This is a genomic window from Yoonia sp. KMU-150 (assembly GCF_056858355.1).
The window spans coordinates 1,359,558-1,377,406 of record NZ_JBXEQF010000001.1; the positions used below are offsets into that span (position 1 = coordinate 1,359,558).

A 17,849-nucleotide genomic window follows, 5' to 3' on the forward strand; every position below is an offset into this window, starting at 1 on the left:
TGGCGACGAGCCGCTAAATCCGCCCCAGTGCCGCCTTAGCTCAGTTGGTTAGAGCGCTTGATTGTGGATCAAGAGGTCCCTGGTTCGAGACCAGGAGGTGGTACCACTTCACCATTTTTGGCGTGTATGAGTTACGTGCACCGGGCGTGCACAGCACGTGCACCGGCATGGCGGGGAGGATTTGCGCCCGCTGTCGCGGTCGCAGGGGGTGCCGCGCTGCGCGCGGCACGGGCGCTGTGCGCCTTTTTTGAGTATTTCAGGCAAAGTGATGCAGGGACAGTGCGCGTCAGTTCAGCGTCAGTTCCGCAAGCAACGGGGCCCAGCCGGCGCCGTGCATGTCGCGGTCGTGCAGGCTGCCCTGGATCTGCGGGCGGGGCAGGCTGAATTTCACGACGTTGAGGCTGTCGATATCGAAGCGCTTGATCTGGGCGGGGTCCGCGCCGAACAGCGCCGCGACCCGGTCGGTCGACACGCCTTGCACGATCCGCGCATAAGGGTCGGGCGCGCCGCAGAAAATGTCGATGGTCAGCCAGAACGGCCCTGCGTTTTTCGAGCGCACCTTTTGCGCGACGTCAGCGATGGTGGTCATGGGAGCACCTCCAGCCGGAAGGCCTCCATCGAGTCGGACAGTGGCATGACGTGGTGCAGCGCAAAGCTGTAGAGCGGACCGAGCGGGACCTCTGCCGGGGAAAAGGGGAACGCGAAGGTCGGCTGTTCCTCGTCGCGGGTCAGCGGGTGGTGCAGCAGGTAGGGGTTCAGCAGGCGCGCGACATCATGCGCGGTATCGGGATCGGCGGCGGTGACGACGCCCATCACACCGACCTCCACCAGATCGGCCGTGCGGTTTTCCAGCGGCCCCAGCGTGGCGTTCTGGCCGATGATCCGCAGGTCGAGGCTGAAATCGGCATCGGGACCGAGCCGATCCGCGACCTTGGCGCGGTGCTTCACGGCGATATCGTCGCACCAGGCCTGCACGTTGGCCACGTAGCGGGCGTCGCGGATCGTGGCCATAACCATGCATTGATGGCCCGCGATGCGCGATCCTTCGAGTTTAACGGTGTATGTGTCCGACGGCACCCAAAGTGATCCTTCCACGCGCACCGACGTTTCGTCGACGGCGGTATAGGTTGCACCCGTGACGTCCAGATGGCCGCCGGGTTCGTGCAGGATGAAGGGGTCGGAGTTTTCGTAGAGCATGTGGGCCGATACGGTGTGCGGCGAGGCCTGCGATCCGTCCGCAAGCGGCGTGACGGTGAAACCCTTGGAGTCGAAATCCACCATGATCACGCCCGACTGCGGGTTGGTGGCACACAGCGCGCCACATTCGCCGACCTTGGCCCCGTGCCATGCAGCACCTGCGTGATCGCCGTTCATGATCGGCAGTGCGGCGATGATGGCGGTATCCGTCGTGCGGCCCGCGATGATGATGTCGGCCCCGGTTTTCAGCGCGGCGGTGATCTGTTCGGCCCCGGCCAGCGCCACGATATGGGTGCAGTCGGCGATCAGCGCCGGCGTTGTGTCGGGAGCGCCGGGCAGGGGGGTGATGGGTGCGCGGGTGATCTGTGCCGGGTCCTGTTCGGATTTCAGCGTGGCGATCTTTGCGGTCAGGCCGGATTCGTCCAGAATTTCCTGCGTGATGTCGACGAGCCAGTCCACGGTGCTGTCGGTGCCGCAGGTGCCTGCGGTGCCGATCACAAGCGGGCAACCGGCAGCCGCGCGGGCGTGGATCAGCCCCGCCCATTCCGCCTTGGTGCTGGCGCGGGCATATTTCGACACGCCGCGCCCCAGATAGGATGGCCCGCTGTCGGTGGACCCGCCGTCGATGGCGATCAGGTCGGGTTTCAGGGCGACGCCGCGCGCCAGGGCCTCGGCATCATAGCCGAGACCCAGTGCGCCCGATGGAACCAGAACCTTGGTCATGTCAGTCGGTGATCCTCTGCGGTTTGCGCAGGATGCGCCGAAGGAAGATCGGCGCGACGAAGCCTACGACAGAGGCGATGATCAGCCCGGTCGCGATTCCGGAGGAGAAGAGATACGTCCAGTCGCCGTCCGACAGCACCATTGCATCGCGCAACTGTTTCTCCATCTGGTGACCCAGAAGGATACCCAGGATCACCGGCACCGTCGGAATGTCGAGCTTGCGCAGCAGATACCCCAGCACACCGAAGGCCACGACCAGCAGCAGATCGAAATAGCTACCGGTGAGCGAGTAGATCCCCACGAAGCTGACCATGGTGACACCCGGCAAGAGAAGCGCGGGCGGCACGCTGAGGACCTTCACGAAGATTTTGACCATCGGCACGTTCATCGCCAGCAGCACGAAGTTGGCGATCAGCAGGGACGCGATCAGGCCCCAGACGACCTCTGGCCGTTCGGTGAAGAGCGTCGGGCCGGGCGTGATGTTGAGCGTCACCAGCACGGCCAGCAGGACGGCTGTGGTGCCGGAGCCGGGCACGCCCAGCGTCAGCATCGGCACCAGCGCACCACCGGCGGCGGCGTTGTTGCCGGCCTCGGGGGCAGCCACGCCCTTGGCCACGCCTGTGCCGAACCCGCCTTTTTCACCGGCGATGGATTTCTCCATCATGTAGGTCATGAAGCTGCCGAGCGACGCACCGGCCCCGGGCAGGACGCCCGCAAAGAACCCCAGTCCCGACGAGCGCAGCATCGTCCATCGGGTCGACCACAGTTCCTTCCACGGCACGCGCACCTTATCGATCTTGATGCCGACGGCAGAGGCTTTTCCGTGGCTTTCGATGAAGAAGAAGATTTCGGATACGGCGAAGAGACCCACGATGGCGACCAAGAAGTCGATGCCGTCATAAAGATGCAGGTTGCCGCCCGTCATGCGCGGCAGGCCGGAGTTCGGGTCAAGCCCGATCATCGCGATCATCAGGCCGATACAGGAGGCAAGTGCTGCCTTGGCCTGGTTGTTGGACGAAATCCCGCCAAGTGTGGAGAACGCCAGCAGGTAAAGCGCGAAGTATTCGGCGGGGCCGAATTGATACGCGACGCGGGACAAAAGCGGAGCCAGCAGCATCAGGCCGATGGTCGCCAGAAACGCGCCGATGAACGACGCGAAGCCGGAGATGACCAGCGCGTCACCCGCGCGACCCGCCTTGGCCATCGGGTAGCCGTCGAGCGTGGTCATCAGGGCGGGTTCATCGCCGGGGATGTTCAGCAGGATCGACGAAATCCGTCCGCCGTACATCGCGCCGTAGTAGATCGCGGTCAGCAGGACGAGGGCGGAGACCGCGTCGAGCCCCATCGAAAACGTCAGCGGGATCATGATCGCCACGCCGTTCGACGGGCCGAGGCCCGGCAGCGCGCCGACGATGGTGCCGATGAAACAGCCCAGCACGGCAAGCATCAGCGTATAGGGTGACAGCGCGATGCCGAAGCCCATCGACAGGTTTGCAAGAATATCCATCAGACGAGGCCCCATGTTTTCGGAAAGCCCTGAAGGCCCAGATCGAGGATGAATTTGAACAGGATGAACAGCCCTGCAGACAGGCCCAGCCCTGCCAGTACCGCACCCTTTGCGCTGGGCGTGATCTGGTAGGATAGCGCGCCTGCGACGATGGCCGTGGGGATCAGAAAGCCCATCGGTTTGAGTGCGTAGGAATAGCCCACAAGCAGCACGATAGAGATACCGATGGAAAAAACCGTCCAGAGTTCGGGCCAGTCGGGTTCTTCATCCGGGCGCAGGATCATCACCACGCAGCAGATGATCGCAATGGAGGCGACGCCGATGGGGAAGGCCTTGGAGCCTACGGGATCGGCAAGGAAACTGACCTGAACCTGCATGGCGCTCGCGATATACACGAGCGCCACAAGGATCATGGCCAGACCGAAGATGCGGTCTGACAAGCGCGACATCTTACTGGATCACACCGATTTCGCGGGACAGTTCCTCGGTCTGGGCGACGACACCGTCGATCCAGCTCTGGAAATCGCCACCGACCTTGGTGAACGGTGCAAGACCGTTGTCTTCCATGGCCTGCTGCCATTCGGCGCTGTCGGCCACGGCTTGCAGTTTCGCGCCCCAAGCCTCGAATTCCTCGTCCGAGATGTCCTTGGGCACATAGAGGCCACGCCAGTTCACGGCGACGACGTCATAGCCCTGCTCCATCGCGGTGGGGATGTCATCGAAGCCCGGCACACGCTCTTCGGTCAGCACGGCCAGAACGCGGATTTCACCGGCGTCGAGGAAGCCCACGATTTCCGACATATCGCCGGTCATCGCCTGTGTGAAGCCACCGACAGTCTGGGTGATCGCGTCGGCACCACCATCGACACCAATGTATTTCACCTGCGTGATGTCGTCGAAACCGGCGGCCTTCAGAACCTGCAGCGGCTTGAGGTGATCGAAGCCGCCGACGGCGGACCCACCGGCAAAGGCGACGGAGGACGGATCGGTCTTGATCGCCTCGACCAGATCCTCGAGCGACTGGTAGGGGCTGTCCGCCGCGACGACGATCACGCCGGGATCGGCACCGATCGCACCGACGAAACGCACCTGATCGGCGGTCGCACCGCCATAGGCGTTCTGGGCCAGACGTGTCGTGGTGGCCGAGGAGGCCGCGACGATCAGATCATTGTCGTCGGAGCGTTCGTTCACCACGGTCGAAAACGCGAGGCCACCGCCGGCACCGGCCATGTTGGTGATCTGCACGGGGGCGTCGACTTCGCCGATGTCATAAAGGATTTTGCCGATCTGGCGGCATGTGAAATCCCAGCCGCCGCCGGGGTTGGCGGGTGCGATGCATTCGGTCGCATAGGCGGCTGTGCCCGAAAAGGCGAAGAGTGCGCTGGCGGCGATTGCGCCAAGAAGCGTCTTTTTCATGTGATGGTTCCTCCCAGTAGTCACATATCAAGGCGGGCGCGGCTCCTCCGCCGCGTGGCCCCCTTGCATGACATCATCATTTGACCGCAACCTGACAGCAACCTGTCACGGGCCGAAATATTTTGGAGTAAGGATCATGCGGTTCCTGCTGGTCGAGGATAATCATGATCTGGGAGGATCGGTTCAAACCCGGCTGACACTGGACGGGCACGCCGTGGACTGGGCCCGGTCGCTGGCCGAGGCCGAGGACCACATGGCCAGCGCGCGCTATGACCTGATCCTGCTCGACATCATGCTGCCCGACGGCGACGGACGCGATTTTCTGGCGGCCCACAGGCGCGCCAAACGAGACACCCCGGTGATCGTCATGACGGCGCGTTCTGCTGTCTCGGACCGGGTGGCGCTGCTGGATACCGGGGCCGATGATTATGTGACGAAACCTTTTGATTTCATGGAGTTGGAAGCGCGTGTTCGTGCGGTGCTGCGGCGGCGCGGTGGGGCGGCACAGACCGCGCTGACCTTCGCCGATCTGACGTTCGATCCGCTCGCCGCGACGCTGACCGTCGCTGGTGAGGCGCGCGAGTTGCGCAACCGCGAATTGCGCCTGTTCGAGATCCTCGTCGCGGCCCCTGACCGGATTTTCTCCAAGGGACAATTGTGCGACCGGCTGCTGTCCGCCTCCGAGGCCGTCACCGACAATGCGATCGAAGTCTATGTCGGCCGGTTGCGCCGCAAGCTGCAGGGCTCGGCGACCCGGATCGAAACCGTGCGTGGCGTCGGCTATCGCCTGACCGCGACATGACCGGCATTTTCAGCCCGTCGGGGTCGATTCGCCAGCGTCTGATTCTCTCCTTGCTGGTCGTGGCGGCGGTGCTGTCGGCCTTGCTCTATCTCTCGGTCCGCACGGTGGCCGAGGCCGCTGTGGAAACCACGCAGGACAGTATTCTGGGGGCCGCGACCGTCGCGATTGCGGAAGAGCTGCGCGGCGGGGCGGACGGGCTGACTGTCGATATTCCCTACGCCGCGTTTTCGATGCTGGGATCGACCGGCGAGGACCGCGTGTTCTATCGCATCCTGATCGGGGACGAGACCGTGACGGGCTATGACGACCTGCCGGTGCCGGACACCCCGCCCGGCGGGCTGACGCCCGAATTCTACACGACCGCCTATCAGGACACCGTGGTGCGCGTCGGCGCCGTGGCGCGGCGCGTGCTGATCGACGAACGGCAGGTCACGGTGCAGGTCTTGGTGGCGCAGACCCGCACGACGCAGGACGCAATCAGCAGTCGGATGGCCAATCGTGCCGCGGGCCTCGGGCTGGGGTTTTTCGCCTTTGCCGCGGTGTTGTCGCTGCTCACCGCGCGGGCCGTGCTGCGGCCGTTGGCCGGGCTTGCCGCGGCCATGGGGCGACGCGGCCCGCAGGACCTGCGGCCCTTTGAGCGCAAGGTGCCGCATGAGCTGACGCCTCTGACCGATGCGCTGAACGGGTTTATCGCGCGATTGCGCGGCGCGCTGACCCGGACAGAGACCTTTATCACAGAAGCCGCCCATCACGTGCGCACGCCGCTGGCGACCGTGCGCGCGCAGGCCGAAATTGCCCTGCGCCAGACCGATGACGATGCAACGCGCGCCACGCTGCGCAACGTGATCCGGGCCGTGGACGACAGCGCGCGGTCTGCCGGGCAACTTCTGGATCACGCGACGGTGGTGTATCGCACCGATCAGCGCAGCGACGAAGTGCTGGCGCTTGGGCCGTTGATCGGCGATGTGGCGGATACGTTTCAGCCGACCGCCGACATGCGCGACATCATGCTCGACATCGTCCTGCCGGCGGACCAGATCACCCTGCGGTTCGACCGGCTGCTGCTGGAAAGCGCCCTGCGCAACCTGATCGACAATGCGATCAAATACTCCTTTGCCGACAGCCGGATCGAGATCGCCTTGCAGCGCAGCGGTTCGCGCGCCGTCATTACGGTCAAGGACCGGGGTCGGGGGCTGGATGGCGGCAGCGGACAGCAACTGTCGGGCCGGTTCGCGCGCGGGGCCAACGTGACGGATGTGATCGGCTCGGGCCTTGGCCTGACAATCGTGCGCGATGTGGCCCGCGCGGTGGGCGGGCAATTCACCATCACCGACAGGGAAGGAGGCGGCACATGCGCCGAACTGATTTTGCCGCTTGGCTGACGGCTTTGGCCGTTGCGGTCTGGGGTGGCATCGCCACAGCCTACGATCTGGAGGAGGAATCGCTGTTTCCGGGATCGGGACCGGCCACGCTCGCCATCATCTCGACCACCGATACAGAAGCGTTCGCCCCGGTCATCGCCGCCTTTCAGGCCGCGAACCCGGATGTGACCATCCGCTATGCCGTCGCCAACAGCCGCGACGTTTTCGCGGCGGTGCAGGAGAGCGCGGCCTTCGACCTCGCGATCTCTTCGGCCATGGACCTGCAGTTGAAACTCGCCAACGACGGTTTCGCCCGCAGCCACCAGAGTGCGGCGGTGGCGTTGCTGCCCGGTTGGGCGCGGTGGCGGGATCAGCTGTTCGCCTTCGCGCAGGAGCCGGTGGTGATGGTGGTGTCGCGGGACGGGCTGCGCGGCTTGCCGATCCCGCACACCCGCGCCGATCTGATTGACCTGTTGCGCCGCGATCCCGCGCGCTTCGAGGGCCGTATCGGCACCTATGATCCGCAGCGGTCCGGGGCGGGATACCTGTTTGCGACCCAGGACGCGCGGCAATCGGACACAAGCTGGCGTCTGGCCGAGGTCATGGGTGGGCTGGACCCGCAGCTTTACGCGGCCAGCGGCGATATGATCGCGGGCGTGCAGACCGGCGAACTTCTCGTTGCGCTGAACGTGCTGGGCAGCTATGCCGCCGCGCGTCTGCCCGCCGACGGCGATGCGATCATCGTGGCACCGCAGGATTTCACGCACGTGCTGCTGCGCACCGCCCTGATCCCGGTAAGCGCGCCTGACCCGGACGCCGGTGCCGCCTTTCTGGATTTCCTGCTGTCGGACGAGGGCCAGCGCCTGATCGAGGACGAAACCGGCCTGCCGCGCATCAACGAGGCGGCACTGGCGGAAGGCCCGCACCTGCGCCCGATCCGGCTCGACCCCGGTCTGCTGGTGTTCGTCGATCCGCTGATGCGGCAGCGTTTTCTTGAGGAATGGCGCGCGGCCGTGGTGCAACCCTGAGCGGGCGGCAAGGGGGCTGGCGACGGGGCCGATTTGCGGCTAGGGCGGGCGCATGATGCAGACTGTGACATTTCAGATCGCGGACAATCCGCCGCCCCGGCTGGATAAGGCGCTGGCGCGCGACGTGCCCGAGGATGCGGCGCTGTCACGCTCGCGTTTGGGCAAGCTGATCGCGGAGGGGGCGGTGCAGGTCGACGGGCAGGTAGTGACCGACCCGCGCCACCGTGTCGATGCGGGCGCGCGGATCGACGTGAGTGTGGCCGAAGCCGAGGACAGCCATATCGAAGGCGAGGATATCGCGCTTGATGTCGTGTTCGAGGATGCCGACCTGATCGTCGTGAACAAGCCCGCGGGCATGGTCGTGCATCCGGCCCCCGGCACACCCTCCGGCACGCTGGTCAACGCGCTGATCCACCACTGCGGCGACGATCTGTCGGGCGTCGGAGGGATGAAGCGACCCGGCATCGTGCACCGGATCGACAAGGATACCAGCGGCTTGTTGGTCGCCGCGAAATCCGACCGCGCGCATCACGGATTGGCGGCGCAATTCGCCGATCACAGTGTTGCGCGGCGCTATCTTGCGGTGTGTTATGGCTTGCCGTCTTCAAACGATCCGCGCCTGCGCGGTGTGCGCGGCACCTCCTTCGAGCCGGGCAATATCCTGAAGGTGCAGACTTTTCTTGGCCGCCACCGCACCGACAGGCAGCGGCAGGCGGTGTCCTTCGATCAGGGGCGGCACGCGGTGACGCGGGCGCGGATCGTCGCACCGCTGGGCGACCCCCCGGCAGCGGCACTGATCGAATGCTGGCTGGAAACCGGGCGCACGCATCAGATCAGGGTGCATCTGGCCCATTGCGGCCACAGCCTGATCGGCGATCCGGTCTATGGCGGGCGGCGCAAACTGTCGCCAAAGGCGGTGGGCGATGCCGGTGTGGCGGCGGCAGCGGCATTCCCGCGACAGGCGCTACATGCCGCGCAACTGGGGTTCAAGCATCCGGTCACGGGGGCGGCATTGGCCTTCGATGCCACAATGCCCGAGGATATGGCCATATTGGTGCGCGACCTGGGCCATGCCGTCTGAAACATCCCGTCCCATCTGCGTGACATTGCGTTTCGGAACCTGTTTTTCCGCAAGCTGTTTGTTCATATGAAGGCAACGAAACCGGCGTATTGGTCTTGAAAGCCGCCGAAGTTGCGCCCATATGCATGTTAAGCCCGTAAACATCACGCTGATGCACGGGCGGGGAGACGTGAAAAACATGAGCAATTATGCAAATCTGCCGGCCCCGTCGCCGGAACAGGGACTCAACCGCTACATGCAGGAAATCCGCAAGTTTCCGCTGTTGGAGCCGGAAGAGGAATACATGCTGGCCAAGCGTTGGGTCGACCACGAGGATACCGAGGCCGCGCACAAAATGGTGACGTCGCACCTGCGCCTCGCCGCGAAAATCGCCATGGGTTACCGCGGCTATGGCCTGCCGCAGGCCGAGGTAATTTCGGAGGCGAACGTGGGTCTGATGCAGGCCGTGAAACGCTTCGACCCTGAAAAGGGCTTCCGCCTTGCGACCTATGCGATGTGGTGGATCCGCGCGTCGATCCAGGAATATATCTTGCGGTCGTGGAGCCTTGTGAAACTGGGCACCACGTCGGCTCAGAAAAAGCTGTTCTTCAACCTGCGCAAGGCGAAAAGCCGCATCGGTGCACTGGAAGACGGCGATTTGCGGCCCGAAAACGTGCAGCGCATCGCCAACGACCTTGGCGTGACCGAGGACGAGGTGATCTCGATGAACCGGCGGATGTCGGGCGGCGATGCATCGTTGAACGCGACCGTCGGGTCCGAAGGCGAAGGCACGATGCAGTGGCAGGACTGGCTGGAGGACGAAAGCGCCAACACCGCCGCTGACTACGAAGAGCATGACGAGTTGGACACCCGCCGCGCGCTGCTGGCCGAAGCGATGGATGTGCTGAATGATCGCGAAAAGGATATTCTGGTCCAGCGCCGTCTGGCGGACGAGACCATCACGCTGGAAGACCTGAGCGGGCAATACGACGTGTCCCGCGAGCGTATCCGCCAGATCGAGGTGCGCGCGTTCGAGAAGCTGCAAAAGCGGATGCATGCGTTGGCCAAGGAAAAGGGCATGCTGGAGACGGCATGATCCGCCCCGCAGTCTGAAATGCATGATCCCCGTCGGTGCCGCCGACGGGGATTTTTCTTGGTCGACACCGCGCTGCGGGTTTTCATTCCGCGCCGCTTGGCGCTAACGTTTTGCCTACAGGATGGGAGGCACACGATGACAGTCAGATGGGGCGTGCTGGGTGCCGCAAAGTTCGCGCGGGACCATATGGCCCCGGCGATCCATGCGGCAAAAGGTGCCGCGCTGACGGCGCTGGCCACCTCGTCTTTGGATAAGGCAAACGGCTTCCGCGCCTTCGCGGCCGATCTACGCGTGATCGACAGCTACGACGCCCTGCTGAACGATCCGGACATCGACGCGGTCTACATCCCGCTGCCCAATCACCTGCATGTGGAATGGACGATCAAGGCGCTGGAGGCGGGCAAGCACGTCCTGTGCGAAAAGCCCATCGCGATGAAGGCGGATGATTTCGACCGCCTGATCGCCGCGCGTGACAAGGCGGGCAAGCTGGCGGCAGAGGCATTCATGATCGTGCATCACCCGCAGTTCACCCGCGCCCGCGATCTGGTGCAGTCGGGGGCCATCGGCCGTGTGATGCACGTCGATGCGGCGTTCAGCTACAACAACCCAGACGGTGCCAATATTCGCAACCGGCCCGAAACTGGCGGCGGAGCGTTGCGCGACATCGGCGTCTATAATTTCGGCGCGGCACGTTATGTGACCGGGCAGGACGTAACCGCCATTCACGATGCCCGGCTGACATGGGAAAACGACATCGACGCGACCGCGCTCGTGACCGCCGCTCTGGGAGAGGCGACCTTTAGCGGGCTGGTGTCGATGCGGATGCACCCGCGCCAGCACATCACGTTCCACGGCGATGCGGGCGTGCTGACCCTGACCTGCCCCTACAACGCCAACCTTCACGACGTCGCATCGCTGCGGCTGGAAAACGACGGGCAGCGCGTGGTCACCGAACGCTGGCCCGCCGCGAACCACTACGTGCTCCAAGTGGAGGCGTTCTGCCGCGCCACGCAGGATGGCGAAGACTACGCCTGCCCGCTTGAATTCTCTCGCGGCACGCAGCAGATGATGGACATGGTATTCGCAGCAGGAGGACAGGGCTGATGCAGGACCCGGACACATCCGATTTCGAACCCATGTGGCAACGCCTGATCTGGATGATCATCGTGGCGGTGCTGCTGAGCTTCGCCCAGTCGCTGCTGTGGGTCCTCACCATCGCGCAATTCGTGATCATGCTGTTCAACAAGCGTGAACCCAACGAACAGTTGCAGGAATTCGGCACCACCATGGGGGTCTGGATGGCCAAGGCTGTCCGCTACCTCACCGCGGGCAGCGAGGTCAAACCCTGGCCTTGGACGGAACTGGACTGATGGCGGGCGGCTGGGCGAAGGACGGCGCGGTCTCCGAACAGATCGAGGCGTCGATCGCCGATGAACTGGCGCGGTTGAAGGCCCGCAAGGGACCGCAGGGCGAGAGCCTTGCATTCTGCGCCGAATGTGAGGAACCGATCCCGGAGAAGCGCCGCGCGGCGCTGCCGGGCGTGAAGCTGTGCATCGACTGCCAGACCGAACGCGACGGTGCCTACAAGGCGCGCGGCGGCATCAACCGCCGCGGATCCAAGGACAGTCAGCTGAAGTAGGGCCTTAGCCCTCCATCGCTTCCAATTCGTCGATCATGCCTTCGATCATCGACAACCCTTTGTCCCAGAATTTCGGGTCCGACGCATCGAGGCCGAAGGGCTTGAGCAGCTCGGTGTGGTGCTTGGACCCGCCGGCCTTGAGCATGTCGAAATACTTTTCGCGGAAATTGGCGTCGCCTTCCTCGTAAACCGCATAAAGCGCGTTCACGAGGCCGTCGCCGAAAGCATAGGCATAGACGTAGAACGGTGAGTGCACGAAATGCGGGATATAGGCCCAGAAAGTCTCGTATCCGTCGTGGAAATCGAACACGTCGCCCAATGACTCCGCCTGCACCGACATCCAGAGCGCGTTGATGTCGTCGGGCGTTAGTTCACCCTCGGCGCGGGCGGCGTGCAGCTTGCATTCGAAATCGTAGAACGCGATCTGGCGCACGACCGTATTGATCATGTCCTCGACCTTGCCGGCCAGAAGGACCTTACGCTCTTCCTGGTCCTTGGCCCCCTCCAGCAGCTTGCGGAAGGTCAGCATCTCGCCGAACACCGATGCGGTTTCGGCCAGCGTCAGCGGGGTGGACGACAGCAATTCACCCTGTTCGGCGGCCAGCACCTGATGCACGCCGTGGCCCAACTCGTGCGCCAGCGTCATCACGTCACGCGGTTTGCCCAGATAGTTCAGCATCACGTAAGGATGCACGTTCGTCACCGTGGGGTGGGCGAACGCGCCCGGGGCCTTGCCGGGCTTCACCGGCGCGTCGATCCAGCCCTTGGTAAAGAACGGCTCTGCCAGATCGGCCATGCGCGGGTCGAAATCGGCGTAGGCGTCCATCACCGTCTTGCGGGCCTCGTCCCAATCGACCAGCCGGTCGGATTCCATCGGCAGGGGCGCGTTGCGGTCCCATGTCTGCATCCGGTCCAGCCCCAGCCACTTGGCTTTCAGCTTGTAATACCGATGCGACAGGCGCGGGTAGGCGGCGACGACGGCATCTCGCAGCGCCTCGACCACTTCGGCCTCGACATGGTTGGACAGATGGCGGCCGGTCTGCGGCGTGGGCATCTTGCGCCAGCGGTCCTCGATCTCCTTTTCCTTGGCCAGTGTGTTGTGGACGCGGGCGAAGATCTTGATGTTGTCCTGAAAGACGCGGCCAAGCGCGTGCGTTGCCGCCTCTCGCTTGGCGCGGTCCTGATCGGTCAGCAGGTTCAGTGTCGCCTCAAGGTTCAGGGTCTCGCCGTTCACGTCGAATTCCAGCCCGGCCATGGTCTCGTCGAACAGCTTGTTCCAGGCGGATGCCCCGACGGTGGATTGGTCGTGCAGGAATTTTTCCAGCTCGTCCGACAGCTGGTGCGGGCGCATCGCGCGCATCCGGTCGATCACGGGCTTGTAGCGCGCCAGATCGGCGTTCGCGTCCAGCAGCCCCGCGACGTGATCGTCGTCGAGCCGGTTGAATTCCAGTCCCCAGAACACCAGCGGCGTGCTGAGCGTGGTGATCCTGTCTTGGCAGTCGGACATGAATTTCGCGCGTTTCGGGTCGGTGGTGATCTGGTAATAGCGCAGGCCCGCGTAGGACATGATGCGCCCGATGATCTGCTCGATCTTCTCGTAGCGGGTCATGGCCTCCAGCATGGCCGCGGCGTCGAGGGATGCAAGTTTGCCCTCGTAATCACCGGCGAAATCGGCGCAGGCGCCCTCCAGCCAATCCATGTCACGTTTCAGTTCGGCGCTGTCCTCGGACGGGTAAAGGTCCGTCAGATCCCATTCGGGCAGGTCACCAAAGGACTGCCCACCAGAGGTTTCGGCATCGAACACGGGACGGATGGATTTCATGGCGCTGCACCTTTTCTCAATTCAATTGCGCCTGACATAAGGATCGCACCGTCGCGATGAAAGCGGGTTCGCGCACGAACGGTGCAAAACGGCCTAAAATCCGTAAAGCCGCGCCGGGTTGTCGACCAGAATCCGGTGCCGGATCGCCGGGTCGGGCACCGCGCGCAGGAAGGCCTGCCACAGCGCGTCGCTCTTTGGCATATGCGCGCCGTTCAGCATGATGTGCGGCCAGTCCGATCCCCAAAGGCAGCGGTCGGGATTGGCGGCGACAAGGGCGGCGACATGGGCGTCGGCCAGCGTGTAGGGCGCATCGCACAGGCGGTAGAGGCCGGATAGTTTGACGTAGGCATGACCCTCCGCCAGCGCGCGGCACAATGCCTGGAACCCCGGATGATCGGGGCCGAGTGTCAGGTCAGGCCAGCCGATATGATCGAACACGACAGGCACGGGCAGGGCTGCGATGTCGTCCGCCAGCCCCTCCATATGCTGGTCGGCGTGCATGAGCATCTGGATGTGCATGTCGCGCTCCGCCAGCATCGGGGCCATGGCCATGGCCCCGTCCCACGTCAGCACACCGCCGTGTACGTAGTTCAGGCGCACGCCCTTGAGGTTCCAGACGACGAATTGGTCAAGGTCGGCGGCACCGGCCCCGTCCGGCAGCAGACCGATGCCCTTGAACCCGTCGCCCATGTCGCGCACGGCCCTGACCGTCACGGTGTTGTCGAGGCCGTAGAAAATCGACTGCACGATGACGCCGCGTGTAATGCCGAGGGCTGCCAGATGCGCACGGTAATCGCTCAGATAGGCGGCATAGGACTGGGTCGGGTCTTCGGTCCGCTTGTCGTAGAGCGGGAACTCCTCCGGTCCGCCCAGCAGGTGCACATGGGTATCGCAGGCGTTTTCGGGGGCCTTCTCGGTCACGGGTGTTGCCGCGGGCGGCAGGGGGCTTGCGGGTTTAGCCATAGGTCGCGAGCATCTCTTTCAGGTCGTCGAGGGTATTGGCCTCGGAAACGGGTTTGTCGGTGCGCCAGCGTAACATGCGTGGAAACCGCAGCGCCACGCCGGATTTGTGGCGCGGGCTGGCCTGTATCCCCTCGAAGGCAATTTCGAAGACGTGCTCCGGCGGCACCTGCCGCACGGGGCCAAATTTCTGCAACGTGTTGCGGCGGACCCAGTTGGTGATCTGGCGGAATTCCGCGTCGGTCAGACCGGAGTAGGCCTTGGTGAAGGGCACCAGCGCATCGCCGTCCCGCACCGCGAAAGTGTAGTCGGTGAACAGGTTCGCCCGCCTGCCGGAGCCTGCCTGCGCATAGATCATCACCGCGTCGATGGTCAGCGGATCGACCTTCCATTTCCACCAGTCCCCCCGCTTGCGGCCAGCCAGATAAGGGCTGTGCTTGTTTTTGAGCATCAGCCCTTCGGCATTGAGTTCGCGCGATCTGTCACGCTCCGCGGCGAGGTCTTCCCAGTTCTTGAACGGCACCGAGGCGGACAGCCGGATCGGGGCGCCACGTGGAACGGCTTTTGTAATTTTTTCCAATGTCTTGCGACGTTCAATGAATGTAGAATTTCGGATATCCTGCCCATCTTTTTCCAGCAGATCGTAGGCCATCAGGATCACCGGAGATTCGGCGAGCAGTTTCTTCGGCACGGTCTTGCGCCCGATCCGCTTTTGCAGCGCGTTAAAGGACAGTGGCATCTCGTCTGCAAATGCCAGCACCTCGCCGTCGATCACGGTGCCGTCGGGCAGGTAGTCTTTCAGTTGCGCCAATTCCGGAAAACGGTCGGTCATCAGGTCCTCGCCGCGCGACCAGATGTGATGTTCGCCGCCGCGCAGGATGAACTGCCCGCGGATACCGTCCCATTTGCGTTCCGCATTCCAATCCGCCGGGTCGCCTAAATCGTCAAGCGAATCAAGCCCGTAGGCCAGATAGAACGGATAGGGGCGCGACAGGTCCGCACCCGGGTCGTCGGCCTCGATCAGGCTGTCCCAGGTCACGGTTTCCGGCGTCCAGGCGCCCATCAACTTGTGCGTCAGCGCCGGTTCGTCCTGCCCCGTCGCCTGCGCCAGCGCGCGGGTCATAAGTTTCGTGCTGACACCGACACGAAATCCGCCGGTCAGCAGTTTCGTGAACAGGAACCGCTCGGTCGTCGGCAGGCTGTCCCAGGCGGCAAGGATGCCGGATTTGCGGGCATCTTCGTCGAGTACAGAAAGGCGTTTTACTTCTTGAATCCAGTGCGTCAGGCTACGATCTTCATCTTTCGACGCGGATGGTAGGACCAGCGCGATGGTTTCCGCCAGATCGCCGACGACGCTGTAGCTGTCCTCGAACAGCCAGTCGGGCAGGTTTGCGCGTTCAGCGGCCCATTCACGCAGGCGGGTCGCGGTGATCGTGCGCTTCGGGCGACGGCCGGAGAACAGCGCGACGGTCCAGAGCTTGTCGTCGTCGGGGGCGGTGCGGAAATAGTCGGCAAGCGCGGCGGTCTTGACGCTCGTCTTTGTCGTCTCGTCGATGCGGGTGAAGAGGGCGGCGAAGTCCCTCATTTCTTGATTTCTTCCAGCACGCCGGTGATCCTGTCCACAGGGACGAAACCGGGGCCGCCATAGTCGCTCCCGATACGGCTGTCGGCGCTGTTGTCCCGGTGATCGCCCATCACGAAGACATGGCCGGGCGGGACGGTGAAGACGGGTGTATCGTCCGTCAGGCCGGGTCTAAGGTCGAGCACGTCATAGCTGACCTCGCCCAGCGTTTCGCGGTAGCGGTCGATCAGGCAGGTGTCGCCCATCTCCGTCAACGCGGGGCAGCGTGGCAGGCTGTCGCCTTCGCGCTGCATGACCTGTGCATAGGGCGGCTGCGGGTCCTGCGGGACGGGTTGTCCGTCGATAAAGACCTGTCCGCCGCGCATCTGCACGGTCTGGCCGCCGGTGGCGATGACGCGGCGCAGGTAGGTCGCGCCATCGTCCTGCACGTGCGCGACGACCATCCCGGGTGTGACCGTGTCGACATCGGTGCGCACGATCACGCATTGACCGGGTTCCAGCGTCGGCTTCATGGAGCCGGAGACGGCTGCGTAGCGGTCGAAGGGGCCGGTGATGCATTCCAGGCAGATGCAGACGGATTGGGCTGCGGCCGGTGCAGGCAGAAGCATCAAAAGAAAGATAAGTCGTCTCATGCCGCGTCGTCCTCTTCCACGTCGCCGGTGTATTCGGTGCTGACGACATGCGCGTCGTATCCTTGGTCGGCCAACCACCGCTGGAACGTGCCGGTATAGCCGTGCGTAGCGAATACCTTCTTCGCCCCGGTCGCCTTTATCGCGGCGTTCAGCCCATCCCAGTCGGCATGGTCGGAAACCACGAAGCCGCGGTCTGCGGCGCGCCTGCGGCGGGTGCCGCGCAGGGCCATCCAGCCGGAGGCGAAGGCGGTCGAGGCTTTTGGAAAACGCCGCATCCACGGGCCGCCCATCGCCCCCGGCGTGGCGAGGATCAGCGCTCCGGGGTGGTCCTTGTAAGTGGTATCTGCGGTGACACGGATCGTGTCGGGCAGGGCGATGCCTTGCGCGCGCAGCACGTCGTTCGTGTTCTCGATGGCACCATGGGTCAGGATCGGGCCGATATCCGCGTTCACCGTCGTCAGCAGACGTTGCGCCTTGCCAAGCGCATAGGCACCCAGCACGGCGGGGCGGCCATCGGCGGCGCAGGCGGCCCACCAGGTGTTGATCTGGTCGGCAAGCACATCCTGAGGGGTCCAGGAGAACACAGGCAGCCCGAAGGTGCATTCGGTGATGAAGGCGTGGCACTTCACTGGCTCGAACGGTTCGGACAGGCCGTCGGCCACGGTCTTGTAGTCGCCGGAGGCGACCCAGACCTCGCCCGCGACCTCGACCCTGATCTGAGCGGAGCCGGGGACGTGGCCCGCCGGGTGGTAGGACACTGTCGCATCGCCGATGCGGCGCGCTTCGCCATAGCGGACGGTTTCGATCCGGGCGTCTTCGCCGAGCCGGTGCTGCATGACGGGTTTGGCGGCCTCGGTCGCGAGATAGCGTTTCATGCCCCAGCGGGAATGGTCGGCGTGGCCGTGGGTGATCAGCGCGCGGTCGACCGGGCGCCACGGGTCGATATAAAAATCGCCCGCCGGGCAATAGATGCCCTCGTCGGTGAATATCAGCACGTCCGCCATGCGGGTCAATCTAGACCGAT

18 protein-coding genes and 1 tRNA gene are annotated in these 17,849 nt (G+C 64.1%); 9 read left to right on the plus strand and 10 right to left on the minus strand.

The features are described from left to right. Positions 1-29: 29 nt before the first annotated feature. Positions 30-106: transfer RNA gene (locus AC04PH_RS06630), tRNA-His, on the plus strand. 180 nt (positions 107-286) lie between these two features. On the opposite strand, the gene AC04PH_RS06635 is transcribed toward AC04PH_RS06630, so the two are convergent. The 5 genes from AC04PH_RS06635 to AC04PH_RS06655 are packed head-to-tail and all read right to left on the minus strand — an operon-like array spanning position 287 to position 4,843. Then, positions 287-589, minus strand: coding sequence for a DUF4387 family protein (locus AC04PH_RS06635; RefSeq protein WP_483064954.1), 303 nt, complete (start codon positions 587-589; stop codon positions 287-289). Then, positions 586-1,920: an acyclic terpene utilization AtuA family protein gene (locus tag AC04PH_RS06640; protein WP_483064955.1), complete on the minus strand. Its 1,335-nt coding sequence runs from the start codon at positions 1,918-1,920 to the stop codon at positions 586-588. Before AC04PH_RS06640 ends, AC04PH_RS06635 begins: the two co-directional genes overlap by 4 nt. A 1-nt stretch (position 1,921) precedes the next feature. Beyond that, the gene (locus tag AC04PH_RS06645; RefSeq protein WP_483064956.1) at positions 1,922-3,427 is read right to left on the minus strand and encodes a tripartite tricarboxylate transporter permease; all 1,506 of its coding nucleotides are present in this window, start codon (positions 3,425-3,427) and stop codon (positions 1,922-1,924) included. After that, positions 3,427-3,876, minus strand: a complete 450-nt coding sequence (locus AC04PH_RS06650) for a tripartite tricarboxylate transporter TctB family protein (protein ID WP_483064957.1) — start codon at positions 3,874-3,876, stop codon at positions 3,427-3,429. The genes AC04PH_RS06645 and AC04PH_RS06650 overlap by 1 nt, the downstream gene beginning before the upstream one ends. A 1-nt stretch (position 3,877) precedes the next feature. Continuing rightward, positions 3,878-4,843 carry a Bug family tripartite tricarboxylate transporter substrate binding protein gene (locus AC04PH_RS06655; RefSeq protein ID WP_483064958.1) on the minus strand — a complete coding sequence of 322 codons (966 nt, stop codon included), beginning with the start codon at positions 4,841-4,843 and terminating at the stop codon, positions 3,878-3,880. Between the two features lie 136 nt (positions 4,844-4,979). Here AC04PH_RS06655 and AC04PH_RS06660 point away from each other — a divergent pair, with 136 nt between their 5' ends. From AC04PH_RS06660 to AC04PH_RS06695, 8 genes are all read left to right on the plus strand, one after another. After that, positions 4,980-5,645, plus strand: coding sequence for a response regulator transcription factor (locus AC04PH_RS06660; RefSeq protein WP_483064959.1), 666 nt, complete (start codon positions 4,980-4,982; stop codon positions 5,643-5,645). Continuing rightward, a complete protein-coding gene (locus AC04PH_RS06665; RefSeq protein ID WP_483064960.1) occupies positions 5,642-7,027 on the plus strand; it encodes a sensor histidine kinase in 1,386 nt (461 codons plus the stop codon). Before AC04PH_RS06660 ends, AC04PH_RS06665 begins: the two co-directional genes overlap by 4 nt. Next, the gene (locus tag AC04PH_RS06670; protein ID WP_483064961.1) at positions 6,997-8,034 is read left to right on the plus strand and encodes an ABC transporter substrate-binding protein; all 1,038 of its coding nucleotides are present in this window, start codon (positions 6,997-6,999) and stop codon (positions 8,032-8,034) included. Before AC04PH_RS06665 ends, AC04PH_RS06670 begins: the two co-directional genes overlap by 31 nt. A gap of 52 nt (positions 8,035-8,086) precedes the next feature. Beyond that, entirely contained in the window at positions 8,087-9,115 is a 1,029-nt protein-coding gene (locus AC04PH_RS06675) for an RluA family pseudouridine synthase (protein ID WP_483064962.1), read from the plus strand. A gap of 178 nt (positions 9,116-9,293) precedes the next feature. Further along, complete coding sequence (gene rpoH / locus AC04PH_RS06680; protein ID WP_483064963.1) at positions 9,294-10,190, plus strand: RNA polymerase sigma factor RpoH; 897 nt, start codon at positions 9,294-9,296, stop codon at positions 10,188-10,190. 135 nt (positions 10,191-10,325) lie between these two features. Next, positions 10,326-11,294: a Gfo/Idh/MocA family protein gene (locus AC04PH_RS06685; RefSeq protein ID WP_483064964.1), complete on the plus strand. Its 969-nt coding sequence runs from the start codon at positions 10,326-10,328 to the stop codon at positions 11,292-11,294. After that, positions 11,294-11,560 carry a DUF4389 domain-containing protein gene (locus AC04PH_RS06690; RefSeq protein ID WP_483064965.1) on the plus strand — a complete coding sequence of 89 codons (267 nt, stop codon included), beginning with the start codon at positions 11,294-11,296 and terminating at the stop codon, positions 11,558-11,560. The genes AC04PH_RS06685 and AC04PH_RS06690 overlap by 1 nt, the downstream gene beginning before the upstream one ends. Then, positions 11,560-11,829 (plus strand): DksA/TraR family C4-type zinc finger protein, encoded by a 270-nt coding sequence (locus AC04PH_RS06695; RefSeq protein ID WP_483064966.1) that lies wholly within the window; start codon positions 11,560-11,562, stop codon positions 11,827-11,829. Before AC04PH_RS06690 ends, AC04PH_RS06695 begins: the two co-directional genes overlap by 1 nt. Before the next feature lie 4 nt (positions 11,830-11,833). On the opposite strand, the gene AC04PH_RS06700 is transcribed toward AC04PH_RS06695, so the two are convergent. From AC04PH_RS06700 to AC04PH_RS06720, 5 genes are all read right to left on the minus strand, one after another. Next, a complete protein-coding gene (locus AC04PH_RS06700) occupies positions 11,834-13,651 on the minus strand; it encodes a M3 family oligoendopeptidase (protein ID WP_483064967.1) in 1,818 nt (605 codons plus the stop codon). Between the two features lie 93 nt (positions 13,652-13,744). Then, the gene (locus AC04PH_RS06705) at positions 13,745-14,614 is read right to left on the minus strand and encodes an amidohydrolase family protein (protein ID WP_483064968.1); all 870 of its coding nucleotides are present in this window, start codon (positions 14,612-14,614) and stop codon (positions 13,745-13,747) included. Continuing rightward, positions 14,607-16,196: an ATP-dependent DNA ligase gene (locus AC04PH_RS06710; RefSeq protein WP_483064969.1), complete on the minus strand. Its 1,590-nt coding sequence runs from the start codon at positions 16,194-16,196 to the stop codon at positions 14,607-14,609. The genes AC04PH_RS06705 and AC04PH_RS06710 overlap by 8 nt, the downstream gene beginning before the upstream one ends. Continuing rightward, positions 16,193-16,825 carry a signal peptidase I gene (gene lepB, locus AC04PH_RS06715; RefSeq protein ID WP_483064970.1) on the minus strand — a complete coding sequence of 211 codons (633 nt, stop codon included), beginning with the start codon at positions 16,823-16,825 and terminating at the stop codon, positions 16,193-16,195. Before lepB ends, AC04PH_RS06710 begins: the two co-directional genes overlap by 4 nt. Next, positions 16,822-17,829: a ligase-associated DNA damage response exonuclease gene (locus AC04PH_RS06720; protein WP_483064971.1), complete on the minus strand. Its 1,008-nt coding sequence runs from the start codon at positions 17,827-17,829 to the stop codon at positions 16,822-16,824. Before AC04PH_RS06720 ends, lepB begins: the two co-directional genes overlap by 4 nt. Positions 17,830-17,849 lie beyond the last annotated feature (20 nt).

Excerpts from the sequence above, each read along its gene's own strand:
- AC04PH_RS06640 (WP_483064955.1), bottom strand. The coding sequence starts at position 1,920 with ATGACCAAGGTTCTGGTTCCATCGGGCGCACTGGGTCTCGGCTATGAT.
- AC04PH_RS06710 (WP_483064969.1), bottom strand. The coding sequence starts at position 16,196 with ATGAGGGACTTCGCCGCCCTCTTCACCCGCATCGACGAGACGACAAAG.
- AC04PH_RS06700 (WP_483064967.1), bottom strand. The coding sequence starts at position 13,651 with ATGAAATCCATCCGTCCCGTGTTCGATGCCGAAACCTCTGGTGGGCAG.
- AC04PH_RS06720 (WP_483064971.1), bottom strand. The coding sequence starts at position 17,829 with ATGGCGGACGTGCTGATATTCACCGACGAGGGCATCTATTGCCCGGCG.
- AC04PH_RS06655 (WP_483064958.1), bottom strand. The coding sequence starts at position 4,843 with ATGAAAAAGACGCTTCTTGGCGCAATCGCCGCCAGCGCACTCTTCGCC.
- AC04PH_RS06660 (WP_483064959.1), top strand. The coding sequence starts at position 4,980 with ATGCGGTTCCTGCTGGTCGAGGATAATCATGATCTGGGAGGATCGGTT.
- AC04PH_RS06645 (WP_483064956.1), bottom strand. The coding sequence starts at position 3,427 with ATGGATATTCTTGCAAACCTGTCGATGGGCTTCGGCATCGCGCTGTCA.
- AC04PH_RS06675 (WP_483064962.1), top strand. The coding sequence starts at position 8,087 with ATGATGCAGACTGTGACATTTCAGATCGCGGACAATCCGCCGCCCCGG.
- AC04PH_RS06705 (WP_483064968.1), bottom strand. The coding sequence starts at position 14,614 with ATGGCTAAACCCGCAAGCCCCCTGCCGCCCGCGGCAACACCCGTGACC.
- AC04PH_RS06635 (WP_483064954.1), bottom strand. The coding sequence starts at position 589 with ATGACCACCATCGCTGACGTCGCGCAAAAGGTGCGCTCGAAAAACGCA.
- rpoH (WP_483064963.1), top strand. The coding sequence starts at position 9,294 with ATGAGCAATTATGCAAATCTGCCGGCCCCGTCGCCGGAACAGGGACTC.
- lepB (WP_483064970.1), bottom strand. The coding sequence starts at position 16,825 with ATGAGACGACTTATCTTTCTTTTGATGCTTCTGCCTGCACCGGCCGCA.
- AC04PH_RS06670 (WP_483064961.1), top strand. The coding sequence starts at position 6,997 with ATGCGCCGAACTGATTTTGCCGCTTGGCTGACGGCTTTGGCCGTTGCG.
- AC04PH_RS06650 (WP_483064957.1), bottom strand. The coding sequence starts at position 3,876 with ATGTCGCGCTTGTCAGACCGCATCTTCGGTCTGGCCATGATCCTTGTG.
- AC04PH_RS06665 (WP_483064960.1), top strand. The coding sequence starts at position 5,642 with ATGACCGGCATTTTCAGCCCGTCGGGGTCGATTCGCCAGCGTCTGATT.
- AC04PH_RS06685 (WP_483064964.1), top strand. The coding sequence starts at position 10,326 with ATGACAGTCAGATGGGGCGTGCTGGGTGCCGCAAAGTTCGCGCGGGAC.
- AC04PH_RS06695 (WP_483064966.1), top strand. The coding sequence starts at position 11,560 with ATGGCGGGCGGCTGGGCGAAGGACGGCGCGGTCTCCGAACAGATCGAG.
- AC04PH_RS06690 (WP_483064965.1), top strand. The coding sequence starts at position 11,294 with ATGCAGGACCCGGACACATCCGATTTCGAACCCATGTGGCAACGCCTG.